At 50.0% G+C, this 20,517-nt stretch carries 17 protein-coding genes; 8 read left to right on the forward strand and 9 right to left on the reverse strand.

The window, feature by feature from the left end:
- Positions 1-222 precede the first annotated feature (222 nt).
- From rsmH to VNA68_01745, 7 genes are all read left to right on the forward strand, one after another.
- A complete protein-coding gene (gene rsmH, locus VNA68_01715) occupies positions 223-1,152 on the forward strand; it encodes a 16S rRNA (cytosine(1402)-N(4))-methyltransferase RsmH (GenBank protein HVE80836.1) in 930 nt (309 codons plus the stop codon).
- Positions 1,153-1,300: 148 nt separating this feature from the next.
- Positions 1,301-1,624 (forward strand): hypothetical protein, encoded by a 324-nt coding sequence (locus VNA68_01720; GenBank protein HVE80837.1) that lies wholly within the window; start codon positions 1,301-1,303, stop codon positions 1,622-1,624.
- A 6-nt stretch (positions 1,625-1,630) separates the two neighbouring features.
- On the forward strand, positions 1,631-3,379 hold the full coding sequence (locus VNA68_01725) for a penicillin-binding protein 2 (protein ID HVE80838.1): 1,749 nt from the start codon (positions 1,631-1,633) through the stop codon (positions 3,377-3,379).
- A gap of 3 nt (positions 3,380-3,382) precedes the next feature.
- Complete coding sequence (gene mraY / locus VNA68_01730; protein ID HVE80839.1) at positions 3,383-4,450, forward strand: phospho-N-acetylmuramoyl-pentapeptide-transferase; 1,068 nt, start codon at positions 3,383-3,385, stop codon at positions 4,448-4,450.
- Positions 4,450-5,664, forward strand: a complete 1,215-nt coding sequence (gene ftsW / locus VNA68_01735) for a putative lipid II flippase FtsW (protein ID HVE80840.1) — start codon at positions 4,450-4,452, stop codon at positions 5,662-5,664. Before mraY ends, ftsW begins: the two co-directional genes overlap by 1 nt.
- Positions 5,579-6,733 carry an undecaprenyldiphospho-muramoylpentapeptide beta-N-acetylglucosaminyltransferase gene (gene murG / locus VNA68_01740; GenBank protein HVE80841.1) on the forward strand — a complete coding sequence of 385 codons (1,155 nt, stop codon included), beginning with the start codon at positions 5,579-5,581 and terminating at the stop codon, positions 6,731-6,733. The genes ftsW and murG overlap by 86 nt, the downstream gene beginning before the upstream one ends.
- Positions 6,730-7,533, forward strand: a complete 804-nt coding sequence (locus VNA68_01745) for an FtsQ-type POTRA domain-containing protein (GenBank protein ID HVE80842.1) — start codon at positions 6,730-6,732, stop codon at positions 7,531-7,533. Before murG ends, VNA68_01745 begins: the two co-directional genes overlap by 4 nt.
- Before the next feature lie 348 nt (positions 7,534-7,881).
- On the opposite strand, the gene VNA68_01750 is transcribed toward VNA68_01745, so the two are convergent.
- The 9 genes from VNA68_01750 to VNA68_01790 form a co-directional block, all read right to left on the reverse strand.
- Positions 7,882-10,641, reverse strand: a complete 2,760-nt coding sequence (locus VNA68_01750) for a DUF87 domain-containing protein (protein HVE80843.1) — start codon at positions 10,639-10,641, stop codon at positions 7,882-7,884.
- A 7-nt stretch (positions 10,642-10,648) separates the two neighbouring features.
- Positions 10,649-11,662 carry an HTH domain-containing protein gene (locus tag VNA68_01755; protein ID HVE80844.1) on the reverse strand — a complete coding sequence of 338 codons (1,014 nt, stop codon included), beginning with the start codon at positions 11,660-11,662 and terminating at the stop codon, positions 10,649-10,651.
- 63 nt (positions 11,663-11,725) lie between these two features.
- Positions 11,726-14,122, reverse strand: a complete 2,397-nt coding sequence (locus tag VNA68_01760) for a PBP1A family penicillin-binding protein (GenBank protein ID HVE80845.1) — start codon at positions 14,120-14,122, stop codon at positions 11,726-11,728.
- A gap of 156 nt (positions 14,123-14,278) precedes the next feature.
- Positions 14,279-16,597, reverse strand: coding sequence for a type I DNA topoisomerase (gene topA / locus VNA68_01765; GenBank protein ID HVE80846.1), 2,319 nt, complete (start codon positions 16,595-16,597; stop codon positions 14,279-14,281).
- A gap of 52 nt (positions 16,598-16,649) precedes the next feature.
- Entirely contained in the window at positions 16,650-16,916 is a 267-nt protein-coding gene (locus VNA68_01770; protein HVE80847.1) for a 4a-hydroxytetrahydrobiopterin dehydratase, read from the reverse strand.
- A gap of 102 nt (positions 16,917-17,018) precedes the next feature.
- On the reverse strand, positions 17,019-17,783 hold the full coding sequence (locus tag VNA68_01775; GenBank protein HVE80848.1) for a hypothetical protein: 765 nt from the start codon (positions 17,781-17,783) through the stop codon (positions 17,019-17,021).
- Between the two features lie 528 nt (positions 17,784-18,311).
- On the reverse strand, positions 18,312-19,085 hold the full coding sequence (locus VNA68_01780) for a PD-(D/E)XK nuclease family protein (GenBank protein HVE80849.1): 774 nt from the start codon (positions 19,083-19,085) through the stop codon (positions 18,312-18,314).
- Positions 19,086-19,126: 41 nt separating this feature from the next.
- A complete protein-coding gene (locus VNA68_01785) occupies positions 19,127-19,336 on the reverse strand; it encodes a hypothetical protein (GenBank protein HVE80850.1) in 210 nt (69 codons plus the stop codon).
- 60 nt (positions 19,337-19,396) lie between these two features.
- A complete protein-coding gene (locus VNA68_01790) occupies positions 19,397-19,636 on the reverse strand; it encodes a hypothetical protein (protein HVE80851.1) in 240 nt (79 codons plus the stop codon).
- A gap of 94 nt (positions 19,637-19,730) precedes the next feature.
- Here VNA68_01790 and VNA68_01795 point away from each other — a divergent pair, with 94 nt between their 5' ends.
- Positions 19,731-20,450, forward strand: a complete 720-nt coding sequence (locus VNA68_01795) for a hypothetical protein (protein HVE80852.1) — start codon at positions 19,731-19,733, stop codon at positions 20,448-20,450.
- Positions 20,451-20,517 lie beyond the last annotated feature (67 nt).

A 20,517-nucleotide genomic window follows, 5' to 3' on the forward strand; every position in this document is an offset into this window, starting at 1 on the left:
TAGCTATTTGGCAGTCAGCACCACGGTTATAAGGATCCGCAAAATCCTCGTTCTTTCTAACAAAAACTCCACCTCACACAAACGTCTCGGTTGCTATAAGCAACCTATTGTAATAAGGAATTATCACATTCCTTACCACAACATCCGCCATCTCTTGGCGGAAACGTTCCAAAAAACAAAAACTTCAAACAAAAGCTGGCTGCTGAATAGGTGACCTTGAAAATGAAAACACCTATACACCAAGCAGTCTTAGCCGATCAAGTTATAGAGCTCCTGGACCCAAAACCTGGGCAGAGCTACTTTGACGGTACAGCCGGTTACGGCGGCCATGCGCAGTTAATATCTGAACGCATCGGCCCAAGTGGCCGGATGATACTGGCAGACCGGGATCCTAGAGCCATTAAATGGCTAGGGGGGCGGTTTGGCGGGAAGGCAGAGATTATACAGAGCGATTTTCTAGCAGCAGCCGAAAGGCTGACTGAAACCGGAGAATCAGTAGATATGATCTTGCTCGATCTGGGTGTTTCGTCACCACAGCTAGATGAGTCCGAGCGCGGATTTAGCTTTCGTCACACAGGGCCGCTTGATATGCGCATGGACAGCTCTCAGGAGCTGACAGCCGCCGAAGTCGTTAACAGTTATCCGCAGGCAAAATTAGCCGAGATAATAAATACCTACGGCGAGGAGCACCGGGCAAGAGCCATAGCCGCTCGGATTGCCGCCCACCGGCCACTAGCTACTACGACCGAGCTGGCGAGTCTTGTCGCAGGAGTTGTCCGATCAGACCGCGATACCCATCCAGCTACCCGTACCTTCCAAGCACTACGTATTTATGTCAACAGCGAGCTTACACAGTTAGAGCAAGCCCTACCAAAGCTGGTAGAGCTGCTTGCGCTAAATGGCCGATTAGCCATTATTAGCTTCCATTCGCTAGAAGACAGAATAGTGAAGAATTTCTTTACGTACGAATCCAAGGATTGCATTTGCCCGCCGAAACAACCGGTTTGCACATGCAGTCATACTGCCAGCCTCCGAATTCTAACCAAAAAGGCAGTTAAGGGTTCAACTGACGATACTATCAACCCGCGTGCCCGCAGCGCGAAGCTCAGGGCCGCAGTGAAAATAAAAACAAACAAAAGGGGACAAAAGTGACTTTGGTTATCAAAAACCAATCCGCCCGAGCCATACGAGTTAAGGTTCAGGTGATCAAACGGCAGAAGTAATTCTGCTTCCTGGGGCGGTCCGCACAAAAATTTGCGGACTCGCCCCCAAAAGAAAACAAACACAAAAAGGATAAAAAATGACCACAGCAACATACGCTATTAGAAGGAATCAAAATCTCTACCGCAGTAAATCACAAATTAACTTCGGCCCAGTTTCACTTAGCTTCGTGGCAGTTGCCGCCATTGCCGTACTGGCTCTGCTATACCTGACCCAGATTACTAAAACCAGTGTTTTTGGCTATAAAGTGACCGAACTGGAGCAACAGCGCAATACTGCCTTACAGGCCAAGCAGGCACTTGAGGTAGAGGCGGCCAGACTGTCTTCGATTCAAAATATTCAATCATCCAAAGCGGTTGAGGGTATGGAGCCTGAGACCCGCCCCACTTACGTTAAACAGTAGGAATAAGTGACTAATTACTCTGACAGCTTACAGCAAAGAAGACGCCTGCTTGCACTCCAGGCTTTGCTGGTTGGCATTTGTGTACTGATTGGCCTGCGTTTAGTCTATCTGCAGATTCTGCAGCATGGCCGTTACGCAGCTATGGCCAACTCGGCACATCAACGCCAATATGAAATCCCCGCAAAACGGGGGGAGATATTTATTCGTGATGGCGAGGTTAAGGTGCCACTAGCCCTTAACCAGACCATGAAGCTACTCTATGCCGACCCGAGTGTGATTCATAACAAGCCAAAAACGGCACTTTTGCTAGCCGGTGCTACAGGTGATCAGCCAGAAGGCTACATGAAGGCTTTGGAGCAGGGAGGCGCTTACGTTGTGCTCAAGCGCAAGATCGATGCTCCCACTGCTCAAAAAATCTCTGCTTTAAATCTTAAAGGAGTCGGGCTAAGAGACCAAGATTATCGGGTGTATCCGGAGGGGGCGCTCGGTAGCCAGGTCCTGGGATTCGTCAATACTGAAGGGAATGGCCAGTACGGCATAGAGGGCTTTCTTAACTTGCAGCTTAAGGGCGTGAGTGGCTTGCAAAAAGCCAAGACCGATACTAACGGCATACCTATTGCAACTGCTGGTAATACACTTAAAAAGCCAGTTGACGGTACCAGTTACGTTCTGACTATCGATCGTAATATACAGGCCCAGGTAGAGAAGTTTTTGAAGGAGGGGGTGGATAATTTTAAGGCCAAAAGCGGCAGTGTGATTGTAATGGACCCGAAGACGGGGGCAGTAAAAGCCATGGCCAACTATCCTAATTTTGACCCGAATGAATACGGCAAGACGAAAGACTTTAAGGTTTTTAGCAACGAGTCGGTCAGCAGCCAATTTGAGCCAGGGTCAGGGTTTAAAATCTACACTATGGCAGCCGGCCTGGATTCCGGCAAGATCAAAACCGATACTACATATGATGACACCGGCTCGTACGAGGTTGACGGCTACACTATCAAAAACGCCCACGATAAAAAGTCGGGCCCAAATACCCCTATGACACATATAATTCGCGACTCTCTCAATACCGGCGTCATATTCATACTACGGAGCATGGGCACGGATGCTACCAAGATCACCCCGGCGGCCAAGCAGAGTTTTTATGAATATATTACCAAGCGTTTTGGCTTCGGGGTGCGTACAGGTATTGAGCAGGCCTATGAGGCTCAGGGCAATGTAAACCCGCCCAAGAGCAGTAATGTGAACTATGCCAATATGACTTTCGGCCAGGGTGTTTCGGTAACTATGATCCAAATGGTAACGGCCGCTTCGGCTATTGCTAACGGCGGCAAACTATACCAGCCTTACCTGGTCGATCAAGCGATTGCCTCAGATGGGAATGTGGTATCAAAAACTCAGCCCAAAGTGATTCGCGACAAGGTGATATCCGAACAGGCGGCACGTGAGACCAGGGCTATGATGCAGGTGGTAGTAGAGCGGGGTTCTGGCTGGATGGCCAAAACTCCCGGCTACAATATAGCCGGTAAAACCGGTACGGCCCAGGTGCCAAAACTCGATGGCAAAGGCTATGAAGAGAATAAGAATATCGGTAGTTTTGTCGGCTTTGCTCCGACGGAAGACCCTAGGTTCGTTGTTATTGTTAGGGTTAGTGAACCCCAAACCAATGATTTTGCCGAAAAAACTACCGTGCCGGTGTTTGCCAATATCACTAGGTGGCTGTTGAAATATTATGCGATTGCGCCCTCGGGTTAAGCCATGATTGATACTTTATATGCTAAAATTACAGAAATGAACTTCCTAAACAACGCTGAAATCATACCTCTCTCACATATACTTTTTGCGGCTATAGCCGGGTTTTTACTTTCGATGATACTAACTCCGATCTATACCAAGATCGCTTATCGTTATAAATGGTGGAAGCAGTCAAGAACCCACGCCATCACTGGCGAGAAGGCTCCGATTTATCAAAAGCTTCATGCAGCCAAACACAAGCGCAACATACCGACAATGGGAGGTATAGTCACTATTCTGACGGTTGGGTTGGTAACCCTGGCCATTAACCTCGATCGTGAGCAGACCTGGCTGCCTATCTTTACACTAGTAGCGGCTGGTATGGTGGGGCTGCTCGATGATTATTTAAATATCCGCAGTACTGGCGGAATTGCCGGTATGCGAGGCAAGATAAAGTTCAGTTTAATCTTGGGCATTGCTGTGGCCGGTGCTATCTATTTCTACTACAAGCTAGGCTACAGCTTGATCCATATTCCTGCAGTTGGTGATTTTAATATTGGCTGGCTATATATTCCGCTATTTATTGCGGTAGTAGTTTCTACGGCAAATGCCGTAAATATCACAGACGGGCTAGACGGCCTCTCTGGCGGATTACTCTCCACGGCCTTTGGAGCATTTGCCATTATCGCTTATTTTCAGGGCAACTTCGGTATTGCCGGCTTTTGCGCCACGGTAGTAGGAGCTATGCTGACATATACCTGGTTTAACATTTATCCCGCGCGGTTCTTTATGGGGGATTCAGGCGCTTTTGCGCTTGGTACAACCTTAGGGGTGGTGGCGGCCCTGACCAACGCGATAGCTGTTCTGCCTATTATTGGTGCGGTCTTTGTAGTTGAGGCCGGTTCCAGTGCATTGCAGATATTCTCCAAAAAGCTGTTTAAGCGAAAAATTTTCCTGTCGGCCCCCATACATCACCATTTTGAGGCGCTTGGTTGGCCCGAAACGAAGGTTACGATGCGATTCTGGGTTGTAGGTCAGGTATGTGCAGCTGCGGGTTTGATACTAGGTCTGCTGGGTAATAAAGCACTGTAATGAGCAGGGCGGTAAGCACTAGAGGGCATCGGCCTGATTATGTACTGGCTATCACCATCTTTGTGCTGTTGGCATTCGGGCTAATTATGATGTACAACATTAACCCTGCGCTAAGCCAAAAGCTGCTGGGACGGGTCGATTCTGGTTACTATTTTCGCGGTCAGCTGACGAATGTAATTATTGGCCTTGCAGTCTGGCTGGCAGCTTCTTCTATTTATTATCGCCGCTGGCGGTCTTGGGCGCCGACCCTGATGGTGGTTTCTATCATTGCCTTGCTAGCCCTAATGGTTCCCGGTCTGAGTTTCGAGCGCAATGGCGCAACCAGGTGGCTTGGAATTGGCTCGTGGTCTTTCCAACCGGCTGAGCTGTTTAAGATTGCCTTGGTTTTTTACCTAGCGACTTGGTTCGAGCGCCGCGGCAGGGAGCTTACTAATTTTTGGGAGGGGGTCGTACCATTTAGCCTTATGCTGGTGTTCTCGGGTATTTTATTGGTAGTCTTCCAGAGAGATATGGGCACCATGATGGTGGTAGCTCTTTCTGCTATTGCCATGTTTTACGTAGCTGGGATTAAGCTACGCCACTTGTTAGTGTTGGCCGGCGCCGGTTTGGCAGCTGGTTGGTTGGCAATCGTGACCTTTCCGCATCGCATGTCTCGCGTGGCGGCCTTTTTGAACCCCAGCCAGAATACTGATGCGGGCGGCTACCATATCAACCAAGCCCTAATTGCTATCGGCAGCGGGGGGCTGTTCGGTCTGGGGCTCGGCAAGAGCATTCAGATTTATGGCTATTTGCCTGAGGCTTCGAACGATTCGATCTTTGCCGTAATTGCTGAGGAGTTTGGTTTTATTGGCGCCGGTTTAATAATTGCCCTGTTTAGTATCTTAATTTATCGCGGGCTTAAAATTGCAGCTGCGGCACCTGATTTATTTGGCCGCCTAGTAGCTACCGGCATAACAACCGTCTTTATGTTTCAGGCCTTTATAAATATTGCCGCCATGATCGCATTGGTACCATTGACTGGCATCCCCTTGCCGTTTATTAGTTATGGCGGTTCCAGTTTGGTTATTATGCTGGCCGGCGCCGGTATTTTGCAGAATATTTCTAAGTACACAGTAAGAGAGGTAGCAAGTGAAGATAGTCGCAAGCGGCGGAGGATCGGCCGGGCATATATCGCCGATCCTGGCAACGGTCGAAGCGTTAAAACCGCTCGGTAACATTCAGGTCCTATATATTGGCCAACAGGGGAGTTTGGAGCAGAGGATTGCTTCTTCTGCCGGCATAGACTTTGCGCCAATCCTAGCGGGTAAGTACCGGCGCAATCCTGCGCACAGCCGCATCCGGCGCATGCTGGATGTCTATAACTTGGCGCTTAATACCCGCGATATGGCAAAGCTTACGGCTGGTGTTATCCAGAGCCTCAAACTACTGCGCGCCTACCAGCCAGACGCTGTTTTTATTAAGGGCGGCTTTGTCGGGTTGCCGGTTGGGATTGCGGCAAGCCTGTTGCGTATCCCTTATTTAATCCACGAGTCCGACATCAGCCCCGGTCTTACCAATCGTGTTCTGGCAAAAAGAGCCGTTAAAATTGCCGTCGGCTTTCCAGTGCAGAAGTATCCTCAGTGGGACGAGTCCAAATTGGAGTTTACCGGTAACCCTATCCGTAAAGATATCTTGGGCTATCTGCCTGCCGAGGCGCTAAACTATTTTGGTCTTAGTAGCGATCTGCCTGTAATACTGGTAACCGGCGGCAGTCAGGGAGCAAGGGCGATTAATGAGATTGTACTGGCAGCCCTACCCAAGTTGTTAGAGAAATATCAGGTAATTCACGTCACGGGTGAAAAGCAGTTGGAGGCGGTGCAACAGCACTTACAACAACTTAATCCTCTTTATAAAGAGAGATATGTCGTAAAGTCATTCTTGCTTCATGACATAGGGCAGGCTTATGCCGCCGCCGACTTAGTAGTGGCCCGAGCCGGAGCCGGTACTATAGCCGAGCTAGCAGCTCTAGCTAAGCCAGCTATCTTGATACCGAATCAAGCAATGGCGGCCCACCAGATTGAGAACGCCAAAGCTCTCAGCCGCACTGGTGCAGCCAAAGTTCTCTACGAGCATCGCTTAACACCAGAGCAATTTGTGGCCCAAATTGATCAGATTATGGAATCAGAATCTGATCAGCAGACGCTGGCTGGTAATATCAAGGAATTCAGTGTGCCAGATGCCGATCGGCATTTAGCGGAATTGATTTATAAAGTAGCCGCCGCAAATAGGGAGGCTAGCCGATGAGGCGACCTTCCCGCCATGTTCGCAAGATAGGCCGGCCGGTCTATATTCGTAACCAAGGTGCAAAAAAGCGTCGGCGCCTGCCACAGGTCGCTAACTTTTTGCAAATAGCTATACTAGTCGTTGCCGCCTTCTTACTTCTGATCGGTGCGAGTCGTATCACTAAGGTAAGTGAGATTAAGGTAGATGGTACCAGTAGTCTTCCGCCAGCTAAAATCCAGAGGCTAGTGGGGGAAGGCTTAAGCCGGCAGTGGTTTGGTTCAAGCTTATTGATGGTTAACAGCAGTGCACTGGAGGGTGATTTGCTAGCAAAAGAAGCCGGTATAAAAAAAGTTGTAATTAAGCGTCGCCTCCCCGGAACTCTTACGGTTAAGATAACCGAACATAGTCCTAGTCTAAATTGGAAGACCACGAGCGGCCTCTACTTGCTTGATAATGAGGGGGTGGTATTGGGCGAGAGCAGGGGAGAGTACTCCAAGTTACCGGCTGTGCACGATAGCTCAAATTTGCCGGTGAAAAAGGGGGATAGGGTCGCTCCGTCTGCTTTTGTAGCTTTTTGCATAGAGCTTGCTAGCCGCCTGCCCGAAACCAAGCTGACAATTACCGAAATGCAAGTACCCGAGACTACCAGCGAGATCCACGTAAAAACCAGTAAAGGGTTTGTGATTAAGTTTGATACAACTCGCCCAGCAGGGGAGCAAATCCAGGATTTGCAGGCAGTTCTAAGCCACCTGGCCGCGCAGAAGAAAAGCCCGGCCGAATATATCGATCTTAGAATAGAACAGAAGGCATACTACAAGTAGCACTTCCCTTCCCTTTGTTCGGTTATTGTTCACATGAGCTTGTCAACATTTACCACAGAGCTCAGCCTGTAATTAAACATTAGGGTTTTACTAATGGGGCAGGGGATATGAGGTGTCAGAGTTACCACTATTTAGAGATTGCGTGTTTTTTACAACGCGGGAAGTTAGGGGGTCAGTATGGGGACTAAGAGAGGAAGGACGAGCCTAGCTAAGTATATATAACCAGTAAGCTCTGTTTTACCAGGTGTAATCACCCCCAGTATCTATCAAGATTACTATGTCGCAAAAGATACATTGTGCGACACAAGCACATATATCAAATAGGCCTAGTTCTCTTCGCTTGCCGCCCTAGTCTTTATCATGGCGCAATGATACTTCCTCACCCTGCCCGATTGCCTGCTCTCGGGTAGCTCCTGACACTACAAAATTGCGATGATTAACGCTTTTGGGCGCTGCTCCGGGCTTTTCTTCTGTCCGCTTCTGTTGGCCCTGATGGCCGTTTTGGCTTGCATTCTGATGCGGCCGATTCGGTCTATTACGGTTTCTATCGTGCCCAGATCGACTCTGGTTACCAGATCCATGCCGCCGCTCGGGGTTTTTAAGGTTGCGGATAAAGTTCGGTTTTTGTTCATCTGCAGATTTAGTCTTGGCTGCATCTGAGGCACCAGCTTCCTGTCCGCCGTTTGACCACTCAACGATCGCTTTTTCAATCTCTTCACGCCCCGAAGCAAACCGCTGCCGGCTGCTGTCGATAATACGCGCGCTCAGGTCGTTTTCTGGCTGCGGCATCATAATAGTTTTAGCCGAGAATGGCAGTGCCTTTTCGCCATCAATACTCATACTGATGAATATTTCCTGGTTATGCAGTTTTACCAAATCACCCGGCTCAAAAATCGGCTCAAAGTACTTACCCATCACACTGCCGTCTTCGGCGCCTACCCGGAAGGTCACCATCGAACCGACGTTGCCGAATACGGCATCTCTGACCGTCTCTGGCATCTGGGAAATGTATTGGTTGGCTACAGTCAGGTTTAGGCCATACTTACGGGCCTCAGAGAGAATTACGGCAAACGAATCGGTAGCAAAGTTCTGGAATTCGTCGACATAGAGGTAGAACGGCCGGCGTTCGCCAAGCGACACATTGGCTCGGCCCATGGCCGCTAGTTGGATCTTCGTAACCATTAGGGCACCTAATATAGCTGCGTTGTCCTCACCTACCATACCGCGCGAGAGGTTAACGATTAATATCTTGCCGTCGTCCATTACCTTGCGCAGGTCGATACTCGATTTCGGTTGACCGATGATATTGCGCACCAGCGGGTTGGCCGTAAAGGCTCCCACCTTGTTCAGAACTGGTGCCACGGCTTCATTGGCAAACTTATCATTCCAGCTGGCAAACTCATTCACCCAGAAGCTTTTAACTACAGGGTCTTGGATTTCCTTTATCACCTTTTTACGGAACTCCTTCTCGGTCAGCATCCTGGTAATGCCCAACATGGTTGAATCAGGGTAATCTAGAAGGGCTAGGATCGTGTAGCGCAGGATGTATTCCAGTCTTGGCCCCCAGGAGTCGAACATCCGCTTCAGCACCCCTACCATCTCGGACGAAATATGGTTTTTAAAGGCCGGGTCCGAAACCTCCAGCGGGTTAAAGGCTATCGGGAACTCGCGATCGGCTGGGTTAAAGTAAATCACGTCGTCTAACCTATTTTCAGGTATGAACTCCATCATATCGGTAGCAAAGTCGCCATGGGGGTCAACTATCGCCATCCCCTGCCCGTGGTAAATGTCAGACAGACTAAGCAGGTTTAAAAGTTTCGATTTACCTGTTCCCGTCTGGCCTACGATGTAAAGATGCCGCCCGCGATCAATACGCTTAAAGCCGAATCTGGTATTGTGGCCGCGGAAGTTGGTTTCGCCAAATAGACTTAAATCCTCCGCATCGGTATTCTCAAGCGTTGGTAGATTAGATGGAGGCTCGGCCGTTTTGGTGGTGGTCCAAACCATATTTGGGGTTTCTACGCTGGTGTGCGGCAAATGGTAAAGGCTGGCCAGCTCCTCGATATTCAGTGTATAACCGGCATCCAAGAACAGGCGCGCCCGGTACTCTTTTAATATGTCGTGGTCAAATGTGGTGCGCTTAGGCGTAAACCCATTGAGGTTGGTAGTGTTGAACTGTTTGAATCCGCCGACTATTGCCTGGATGCGCTGCTTGGCCAGCTCGGGTGTTGGGCCCAAGTAAACAATTCGCACTTTTACCTGGTAGCCTAGTTTAGCCACCTTAGCTTCCACCGCCTTTACGGCTGCCTGCTGGCCGGTAGAAAGTGATTCAGACTTACCGCCCTTCTCCCCTGCCTGCTGCGGCGGCTCAAAAAGTGCTTTGAAGAAATTAGACAGAATATAAACTGGCAACTGAATCAGGTGGCCAATCAACTCAGATTTAAGCTGCATATTGCCGCTTTTTACCTGCTCAATATAGTTCATCCCCTTATTCTGCCAGGAGTCGTCTTCTGGCCGGCTTAGCACCTGCACCCACATCTCTTCGCCTGGTTGGTCGAGCTTGGCCAGTACAGCCGTAATGCCGGCAAGTGGGTCTACCTCAAAAGAAACAAAGGTCTTAATAGGCAGTACCTCATCGCGGGTAAGGGTCAGCTCTGTACTATGCACTACCCGTTCACCTGGCTGCCCGGCAGCATAATCCTCTATCCCCTCGCGGATGCGCACATTCGGGTATTGAGCATATATCTGCCCCTCTACGAAATCCTTTAAGTGCTTGGGGGTCCAGACATAAAAATGAATCTTATTCTCGATCGAAGCAATTTCGCAGCTGATGTGCTCTTGCAGAGAGCCTTCTTTGCGCAGCTCTGTTTTAGGGCGCAGTATTCCATGTAGACTGGCAAACATTTGCTCGGCCGAAAGTTCTTTTTTATCGTTATCTTTCGGAACCTCAATCATCAGCAAGACATTATCCGTCTGGCTGATCCACTCCACACGCCGGCGGTTCTGCCAAATTAAATAAGCTAATACAGCTACAATTATGACCCACCCATAAAGCTGGAATAGTATGATTCCCAGTAGCTGCAGAATTGGACCTAGTATACCCTCCATAATGTCCTTACTTTAGTGCATAGGTCGCTTTGGCGACCCTCGTAAATTGATCTTTCTCTTGCAGGTTCAGGACAATGGTAGTTTTTTTCACCTGGCGTTTCTTCAGTACCCGCTTGACGATTTCATTCTTGTGTAATGGTGTTTCCTCGCGCAGAATCTCAGTAATAATATCGGCTACCGTACCAGGGGTGTAGCCCCAATCACGGAGGGCATATATTCCCCGTCCCACCAGTACAAACCTGGGGTCTTTAATCAGTTCGTTGTGCACGGCCTGGACTGTTACGGTACGCTTGCGCTCGCCAAGGCTGGCGATGCGGTCTGCGATTTCGCTGAAGTGCAGCGGGCTGCCATGGCGGGCCAAAGCGATGTAGGTTTTATCTTTGATCGATTTCGGGTTAACCTCCGGCCAATGCGCCAGTCCCCAACGGCCATCCATATTGGCTAGCTGTTTGGAGATAGAAGCAATATTATGCAAGGTTTCTTCGCTGGCATTACCCGAGACTGTCGGCCGAATTGAGCTTAAGCTGGCCGGTTTGCCGGCTTTTTCGAGTTGCTTTACTACTTCCTGGGCTATACTTCTGACGGCTTCTGGGTGGTAGTCGGGCAGTAAGGCCAGGGCTGGTTTAAAGTGATCACTTTCTTCTATAACGGCTACCGAAGGTGCCAAGGTGGCTAAAAATACAATGTAGGTGTGCTCGGATGGGTCTACATCAAGGCGTTCGGCAATCTTGTCGAGCTCGCTAACGTGTCCTAGGTCTTTTAAGTGATTAGCTAAAATACTATCGGCTTCGGTGATACCGTCGACCTGTGCGGCCTTGAGTTTTGCAACGGCCGATTTTTCGATTTGGCGAACTCTCTCTCGTGTAATGCCGTACTTACCCCCTATTTTTTCTAGAGTCTGACGCTTGGGCATGCCCAAGCCAAAACGACCGGCAACTATTTCCCGGTCTCTTTCTGTTTTCAGCTTAGACAGGATTGCCTGGGCAGCCGTTTGGTAATTGTACTTTGTGGCATTGGTCACTGATAAAACGTCATTTAACTAGATAAATTATAAAATAACTGGTTACCGGTGTCAACAAGTTTACTAGGTATCGCCTCCGCCGCCTAAACCAGAACCGCTGCCAGATCCCGAGTCGCCACCTGGATCCGGTGTTGGCTCCTCTTTTTTCTTAGGTTCCTCTGGTGGTGGGGTTCCGCCTCCACAACCTATCTCACCAGTGCCACAGCCAGGCGGAGCGGCTTCAGCTTGTTTTACAGGTGTGTCTGGCTTGGGTTTGGGCTGGGCCTCTACCAGAACCGGCTTAGGTTCGCCGCTAGCTCCACAACGCTTGGTGGGTTGGTTTTCAGCCAGAAAAACCTCTTCTATCGCGCTAGCGTCATTTGCATCGGCCAATCCTCCGTCCCCTTTGCAGACTTTGAGGTTTACAAGCCCCTCTGGCCTAGTAAACTCTTCTACCGGAGTGCCAGCCAGGGCGCTTTCCATAAATCTATGCCAAATCGGCGCTGCTCCTGTAATACCGTCTACGTTATGCATCGGTGTATGATCGTTGTTACCGACCCAGACGGCTGTGACGAAACTGGGGGTGTAGCCAATAGTCCAGTTATCACGGAAGTCATTAGTAGTACCGGTTTTAACGGCTGCTGGGCGCGAAAGCACCAGTGGTGAGTTAGCGCCAAAGATCTCTTCGCGGTTTTTATTATCACTGAGAATATGGGTTATCATATAGGACAAACGCGGATCAATCACCTGTTTGGGTGCTGGCCGGGCCTCCTTGGTAATATTCCTGGCGAACCTATCTTCTACTTTCAAGATAGAGCGCGGCAACACCTTGGTGCCAGAAGCAGCAAAAGTGGCGTAAACGGTAGCCATATCAAGAGGGCGCACTTCCCCGCTTCCCAGTACCAGACTTAGGCCAAACCGCCCTTCATCTACCAGGCTGGGTCGCGAAACACCTAGATTATGAGCCATACCGATCGTATCGTGGATGCCGGCGAATTTCTGCACATGCACAGCCGGTACGTTTAGTGAGTTGCCCAGCGCCCGCCTCAGAAGTACCGGCCCGCGATACTTAAGGTCATAGTTTTTCGGCTCATAGACTTCGCCATTATCCTGCGATATTCGCAGAGGCTTGTCGTCCACCTGGGTTGCCCCATGCCAGCCCTTGCTAAAGGCAGTGGCATAAGTAATCGGCTTAAAGCTAGAGCCGGGCTGCAGCTGCGCTAGGGTAACATTAACGCTGCCGAACCCCGGCTGGTGGTAGTCGATACTACCGACCATCGCAATAATATCTCCGGTTTTCGGTTGCATGGCTACAAGTCCGCCGTTCGTGACGTGGTTGCCGGCTAGTTTTGCCACCTGCTCACGTACGGCCTGCTCCCCTGCTAGCTGCTTATTGTAATCGAGCGTGGTAGTAACGGTAATGCCACCCTTTTCTACTATCTCTGTGCCATAGATACTGCGCAGGCGGTCTAACACATAAAAGACGAAGTGAGGTGCGCGAATCACTACCTCCTGACTGTGGGCCTGTACTGGCCGGCTGGCAGCCACCCGGGCCTGCTCGTCCCCCACCATACCAAGTAAGCGCATGCGTTCAATTATGTAATCGCGGCGCTCTTTGGCGGATTGCGCGCTGACGTTAGGGTCGTAAATACTTGGGCTCTGCGGCAGGCCGGCCAGCAGCGCGGACTCTTCAAGCGTCAATTCTTGAGGCGCCTTCTTAAAGTAGATTCTGGCGGCTGCATCTATACCGTAGGCTCCTTGGCCATAATAAATACTGTTCACATACATTTGCAGGATCTCATCCTTACTGTAGCGGCGCTCCATTTCCACAGCCAATACCGATTCTTTATATTTCCTGACGAATGAGCGCTCGGATGTTAGCAAAGTGTTTTTAACAAGCTGTTGGGTAATAGTTGAGCCGCCCTGGACGCTAGCTGTATGGCGAAGGTTTTGATAGATCGCCCGGCTGGTACCTTTAATAGAAACCCCGTGATGTTCGTAAAAGTCAGAGTCTTCGGCTGCAAGAGTTGCCTGCTTGAAAGATTCTGGCAGACTAGTAACCGGAACATTATGTTTTTCAGTGGCGCCAAATCCGCGGTAGAGCACAACACCGTTGCGGTCTAGAATTGTGGTACCGGTCTTCTTGTGGTTCATAATGAGGGCTGGATTATTTAGCGAAGAGCCATACTTGTCCATGGTATCGACTGCAATGTAGGCGGCCATTGCTCCCCCAGCAGTAAGGGCTGCTAAGGCCGTCAGGCTGTAAGCTATCCTAGCCTGGGGCGCTGCTAGCATCCGTCCCCCGCGGCGTGCAATAGAGCCAATATCCCCTGCGAGCGCACGAATGTCGCTGAGCGCAATCTGCAGCCAGAGCGGTAGGTTGAGTTTGCCACCTGGCAGTGGACCTGGTAAAACCACACCTGGGGTGCGTGCTAGCACCTCATAGAAAAACCTCTGCGGCTGGTTACTCTTCTTACCCATAATTATACTTTATTCCTCCCTCGGCTGTTTTGGTTCGTTCAATAGATTAAAAAGTAGCCGTTCCAGCGACTACTTTTTAGGTATTCTAATAAAACAGTAACACAGCCAGGTAGGTGCTACAAGAATCAAAAAGGCAAATTGTGCATTATCACAATATTATATTGTAGGTTTTGGCAAACGCTTTCGTTTTTTCCTAGCTTTAGCCGATTTTAGCAGTTCTTGGCAGTCTTCTAGTGTAAGTTTTTTTGGGTCTTTATCCTTAGGGATTTTGGCATTTTTCTTGCCATCGGTTACATATGGGCCGAATCGGCCATTAGCAACCTTGATCCCCTCCTCTGTGAAGACCGTAATATATTTATCGGCATCTTGCTTCTTTTTTTCCTTAATCAACTCTAGGGCCCTCTCCAGCTTAATACTGAAGGGATCATCTGGTTTAATCGATACATATTGGCTGCCAAACTTAACGTAAGGGCCGTACGGCCCGAAATTGGCAAATATTTCTTCGCCTTCTGCGGTTTTACCAATGATCCGCGGCAGGCGCAGAAGCTCCAGGGCTTCCGCTAGCTTCACGTCTTCCATCTTTTGATCAGCTGGGAGTGGCGCAAAGTGCGGCTTGGCGTCATCTTCGGTTGAGCCGAGTTGCACCATCGGCCCGTAGCGGCCCATGCGCACATAAACCGGCTTACCACTTACTGGATCGGCACCAATCTCACGCGTTCCGGCTGCCTCGCTGCGACTGACGTTTTCGGCCTCCTTAACTGTTTTATGGAAGGGCGCATAAAACTCGGCAATCATCTTATTCCAGGGCTTTTTGCCGTCTGCGATATCATCGAGCTCATCCTCGGCGCGTGCTGTAAAGTCGTAATCAACCACTTTAGAGAAATGCTTAACGAGAAAGTCGGTCACTAGCGCGCCGATGGCGGTCGGGATCAGCTTGTTACGGTCGGCGCCAAAGGCTTGTTGCTCCACCCTTACCTCTACCTTACCGCTTGCTAGCTCTAGTGTCGTAATCTCCCTCTCTTCGCCTTGCAGATCACCCTTAACCACATATTCCCTGTCCTGAATGGTAGAGATGGTTGGAGCGTAAGTAGACGGCCGGCCAATGCCAATCTCCTCTAGCTTCTTCACTAAACTGGCTTCATTATAGCGGGGCTTAGGCCGCTGGTAGGTCTGGGTGGCGCGCATGATGGCGAGTGAGAGTTTTTGCCCCACCTCGAGCGGCGGCATAATACCGGCTGTCTCTTCATCTTCTTCGTCGCGGCTTTCGGTATAGACCTTTAAAAAGCCGTCGAACTTAATCTCTTCCCCGGTGGCTACTAGCGTCTGTTCTACCCCTGAAATGCTGATGGTGAGAGTCGTCTTTTCTAGTGCGGCTTCGGTCATTTGCGAGGCCACCGCTCGTTTGCGGATTAATTCATATAGCCTCTTTTGGTTGGCGTCTTCGCCGGCCGCTTCAGCCCCCGCCTGGGTCGGGCGAATAGCTTCATGGGCCTCTTGGGCGCCGGCCGTCTTGGTGGAAAATTGACGGGTCTTGGTGTACTCACGGCCGTACTGTTTCGTAATATAAGCAGCCAAAGACGTCAGTGCCGTATCAGAAAGGTGCACAGAATCGGTTCGCATATAGGTAATGTGCCCATGTTCGTACAAGCGCTGGGCCAGTACCATCGTCTGTTTTACAGAAAAGCCTAGCTTGCGGTGTGCCTCCTGCTGCAGGGTCGAGGTCGTAAAAGGAGGGGCTGGGTTGCGCTTGGCAGGTTTTTTGGTGAGGTCATGCACGCTGAACTCAGAACTAGCCACACTTTCCAGGAATTTGCGGGCTTCCTCTTCGGTTTCGAACCGCTCGCTCAGCTCGGCCTTAAGCATATTGCCATTGGCCAGTTCGAACTCAGCCGTTACCTTAAAACTGGCCTCCCCCTCGTGTGCTTCTATCTCGCGTTCCCGCTCTACAATTAAGCGCACCGCTACCGACTGCACCCGGCCGGCGCTGAGGCCCGGCTTGACCTTGCGCCACAAAATCGGCGAAAGCTCGTACCCCACCAGTCTATCTAGCACGCGTCTGGCCTGCTGTGCGTCTACCAAACGCTTATCGACCGTACGGGGGTTGGCTACTGCGCGTTTAATGGCCGGTTCGGTGATTTCGTGGAACACAATGCGTTTGGTTGCATCTGGCTTTAGCCCCAGCGCTTCACACAAATGCCAGGCGATCGCCTCCCCTTCGCGGTCTTCATCACTGGCCAGCCAGACCGTCTTTGCTCCCTTGGCCAGTTTTTTGAGCTCAGATACCACCTTTTTCTTATCGGGAGATATTTCGTAGGTCGGTTCAAAGTTGTGCTCAATATCTATAGACATGCCTTTTTTCGGCAGGTCGCGTACGTGTCCGTAGCTAGCCACCACATCGAACTCCTTGCCTAGGTATTTCTCGATAGTTTTAGCTTTAGCTGGGGACTCTACGATTACTAAATTACGAGTGCTCATAATTTAGTAAAGATATATAACATCCCTGGCCATTGCAATATGTTAATAAACTTTACCTAAGTTTATCTATCTCCTCTGCCATCTCTACGTCTTTTGGTCGGATCGTCTTATATTTATGGGTCCAGAGGGTTATTTGGACCACGTTATAAAAATTGCTCATATCGGGGTGGTGCTGCATCTTCTCGGCCAGCATGGCAACTCGCGTCATAAACGCGAAAGCTTCATTGAAGTCTGTAAACTTGAATTCGGCATGCAGCTTTTCATCTTGCTCGTGCCAGTTTTCTAGCTTCTTAATCTTTTCTAAAAGCTCACTATCCATAGCTTGGTTATAGGCTTTTATGGCTTTAAGTTCAATATATTTAAATGCAAATGAAAAGGGGCCGGCATTTCTGCCGGCCCCTGAGGAGCCCTCCTGGCTGTGCTACTTCCGCTTCTTTTTACCGCTGCCAATCTTAATGGCTTTGGTAGTATCGGTGTCTGCTAGCCAGCCGTTATCTGGCAGGTAGCGAACCCGGTAGCGAACAGAACGCTTGGCTTTGACAGGGAAGGTCGCTTTGCAGTAACCTCCCTGCACCGGCACCTCGGCAAATTGACGGACGATGCCGCCAATTTTGTCGAAGGCGCACATGCCTGTGGGGTTACCAGCTGGCGATTGCACCCTGGCTGTCAGTGAGATCTTGGACCTCGGGCTGCTCACCCTACGGGGATAGCTGATGAATGTGATTGCCGTACTATGCTCCACCGTTGCGATGAACGAAAACGGCCACATCAGATCTTCCGGGGATTTTGATTCATTGGCAGCGTGCATGGACCAGAGACCTGTTGATGGGGGCGTGAAGGTAAATTCACTTTTCCCCCCTCCAGTCTCCTGACGTCCCTGTCCTATTGCCATATTGAACTTGTAGTCATCAATGGCTGGATCGTAGAACGAAACTACAGGCTGTGATCGGTCGGGGTCTTCCCCGCTACCGTTTCCACTCCACCTGAAAGTCACCATGTCACCGGCGTATACAGGCAAGCGCCAGAACTCCTTCTTCTTCCCACCCCCGGTAGTCAGTTCTCCATACTGAACCGCCGGAGCGGTGGCGATCGAATCGCCGCCGGCCGCCTGGGCCGGTACCGTGGTGCCAAGAATCAGCACCATCAGCAGGACAACCATGAGGCCACACGGCCAATTGCGCCACATATAGGGCTCCTTTGTAATGATCGAGTGTGATTTACACTAAAGCGAATACTTTAACATAAAAGGTATAAATAGTCAATATTCTGAAAGAACTTAAGTTCTATATCTTTACCAAAGAAGCAAATAATAATAGATATTTCTTGGTGATACTTTTGTGAGCACAAAAGTAACCAAAAAGCTCCCGGCACCGTCTTGGTCTTACGCCCCATAATGCTCACTCCGCTCAGCACTCGATTCGCACCAACTATCTGTTGCTGCGGAACTCGGGCTTTCAGCCCTCAAACAGTCCTCGCAAGCAGATTACTTCCTGCTCCCTCGCTTGAGGTCGCTCGAGTGCCGGTGTTAGAGATTATAAATATATGGTTTTACCCCAAAAACGCACGCAACCTACGAGAGTTGCGGGCTACTAAGTTTTTTGCGGGTAAAACAAATCAGCGCCCCGCAGGGGTATTAGGAGTAAGCAATATTGGAGCGCGTGAGACGGTTATGATTCTGATAACGGCAGCTTGGACTTTGGGGAAGAAGAGGTGGTTATATCAGTTCGAGCTGGGGCTTCTTCTGGGTAACAGTGTGGACGCCTTCAATATAATTGCAGTAATCGCAAGAAGGTGAAGCCTTTGGGATGCTATCCTCCCCCAGACAGCGGCGGGCGTCAATTATGGCCTGTTCCACCCAGCTGTCATCCCCCTTATAGGGAATCACTTTAATGTCGAACTCCAGCTTGCCATCAAAGGCTTTGGCATCTTTACGACCATTGCAGTACACAAAGTAGCCGGTGCGGGCCACATTAAACTTGTTCTTGCGCAACAGCCACTGGTAGATCTCCATCTGTCGGCGGTAGCCTATTTGCCAATCGGCATCAATCCCCACTTCACCATTTTTTGAAGTGGCCTTGTAATCCACTACAATCAGTTCCTGAGATGGGTTAATCCAAATATCATCGACTGCTCCGAATATCATCAGATTGGTCAGCTTGTGGTGGTACTCCACCCCCTTAAAGTTGTTCCGCCAAACATCCATTTTCAGGTGTTGGTAAGGAATGGCATCTACCTTATAAGTCTCCTGCAGAGGGTGCCTAGTGCCGTTTACCCGATGAATGTCGAACTCTTTTTTAAGAAGTGTGTCTACAGCGCTGTTTAAGTTAAACGGAAAACCGGCCGGGCGGTCTACGCCAAGCCGGCGATCGATATAAAAGCATCTTGAGCAGTTCAAAAACAGGTCCAGCCGGCTGCGGCTGAGCTTAAACGGACTTTTTGACTTCGGATCAAACAGCCCCCTGCTCCGTTTGGCTACTGTAGTCTGCATACCAACATTATAGCAGAAACGCTTATGTACCCCGCAGCAGCCTAAAAGAGTCCGGTGCGGTCTTCGGCCTCACTTTTTTTGCGCTCGGCCTCGGTTCGCTGGTCGGCGGCATCTGCAATTTCAGATTCGGCTTCTTTAATCTGCTGCTCTTTTTCACTTGCTTCATATTCTAGGTCTTCAACTTCAGATTGCAGGCTTTCGGCCTCACGCTTTTTGCGTTCTGCTTCGGCTTTAAGTTCTTCTGGTCCCATAATTACCTCCTTTGGTATTTTAACTATCGGCCCATACTATACGATTGGGCAAAATTACAGTTAAATGTCTATTACCTTACTGCTCGGTTTCCGTGCCTTGGGTTTACGCCCGAAACGGCTTATTTTATACACCAAGTACACCAGAAACAACGGCCAGATGATAATTACAGCCACTGCGGCTATGGCAAAGCTGATCATTCTGAATAACGGGTGCGATAGCAAGAATCGGGCTACTCGGTAGCGCCGGTAGTAGCCTAGAATCTTCACGGTATCAGACTTGCCAGGAAGTAATCGTTTCATTCCCCTATTATATAAAAATTAGACCCGGGTTGCATTTTAATCTGACTAAAGGTAAAACTGTATCAGTTCTTGTACCTAGAAAAGTGAGGCATACGTGACCTTGCAAGATAAAGTCATAAGGTTCTTGCGAGAGCAGGGGCCGATTCACGATAAGAGCGGTTTTGCTGTAAGAAAACTTTCGGAATCCCTTGAGGTTCCGGTAGCTCGCGCAAGTATCGCGCTAAAAAAGCTCGATGAAAACAAGCAGATTAACCGGAAGGTAAGAGGCCGGCGCACTTACAGAATCGAGCTTGCGGAAAGTGATCGCCCTTACCCTGCACCTCCCCCCCGGCCCGATCCGGCGCCTACTCCTGCTCCAGGCCCCATACGTAAGCTCAGGCTGAAGCCGGTGGAACGGCGCCAGGCCAAGGAAATGATTGCCTATCTGAAAGCTCATGATGGCTTGATGTTTTGCTCCCGGGGTAAGGTAGAGGAAAAGGTTGCCAGACTGCTAGATATCAATCCGCTTGACGCGCTGGCATTGATCCGCCATATGGCCTCGGCCGACATGGTATACAAGCCGGCCTGGGGTAATGGCAACTTCGGTTTTAGCTTGCGCTCGGCCGAAGCCAGGCTCGACGGCCAACTAGCAAAAGCCAAGCCCAGGCGTAAGGCGCGCAATGGTTATACCAGTAAGGCCAAGGAAGAGAGCCACCCCAAAAAGCGCATTAAGAACAAGCAAAAGCCTGCGATTACGAGAACACGCATTCAAGAAGACGAACCAGACGAGCCGGACTTTGCTGAAGACATCTCTTTAGCAGAAGCTGTAAATTAAAGGCCCTCGTAGCACTTAGCTATGAGGGCCTTAAACATGAAAAAGGCCCGGAATTACTCCGGGCCTT

The sequence above is a fragment of the Candidatus Dormiibacterota bacterium genome (genome assembly GCA_035536395.1).
In the GTDB taxonomy this organism is placed as follows: Bacteria; Patescibacteriota; Saccharimonadia; order UBA4664; family DATLOE01; genus DATLOE01.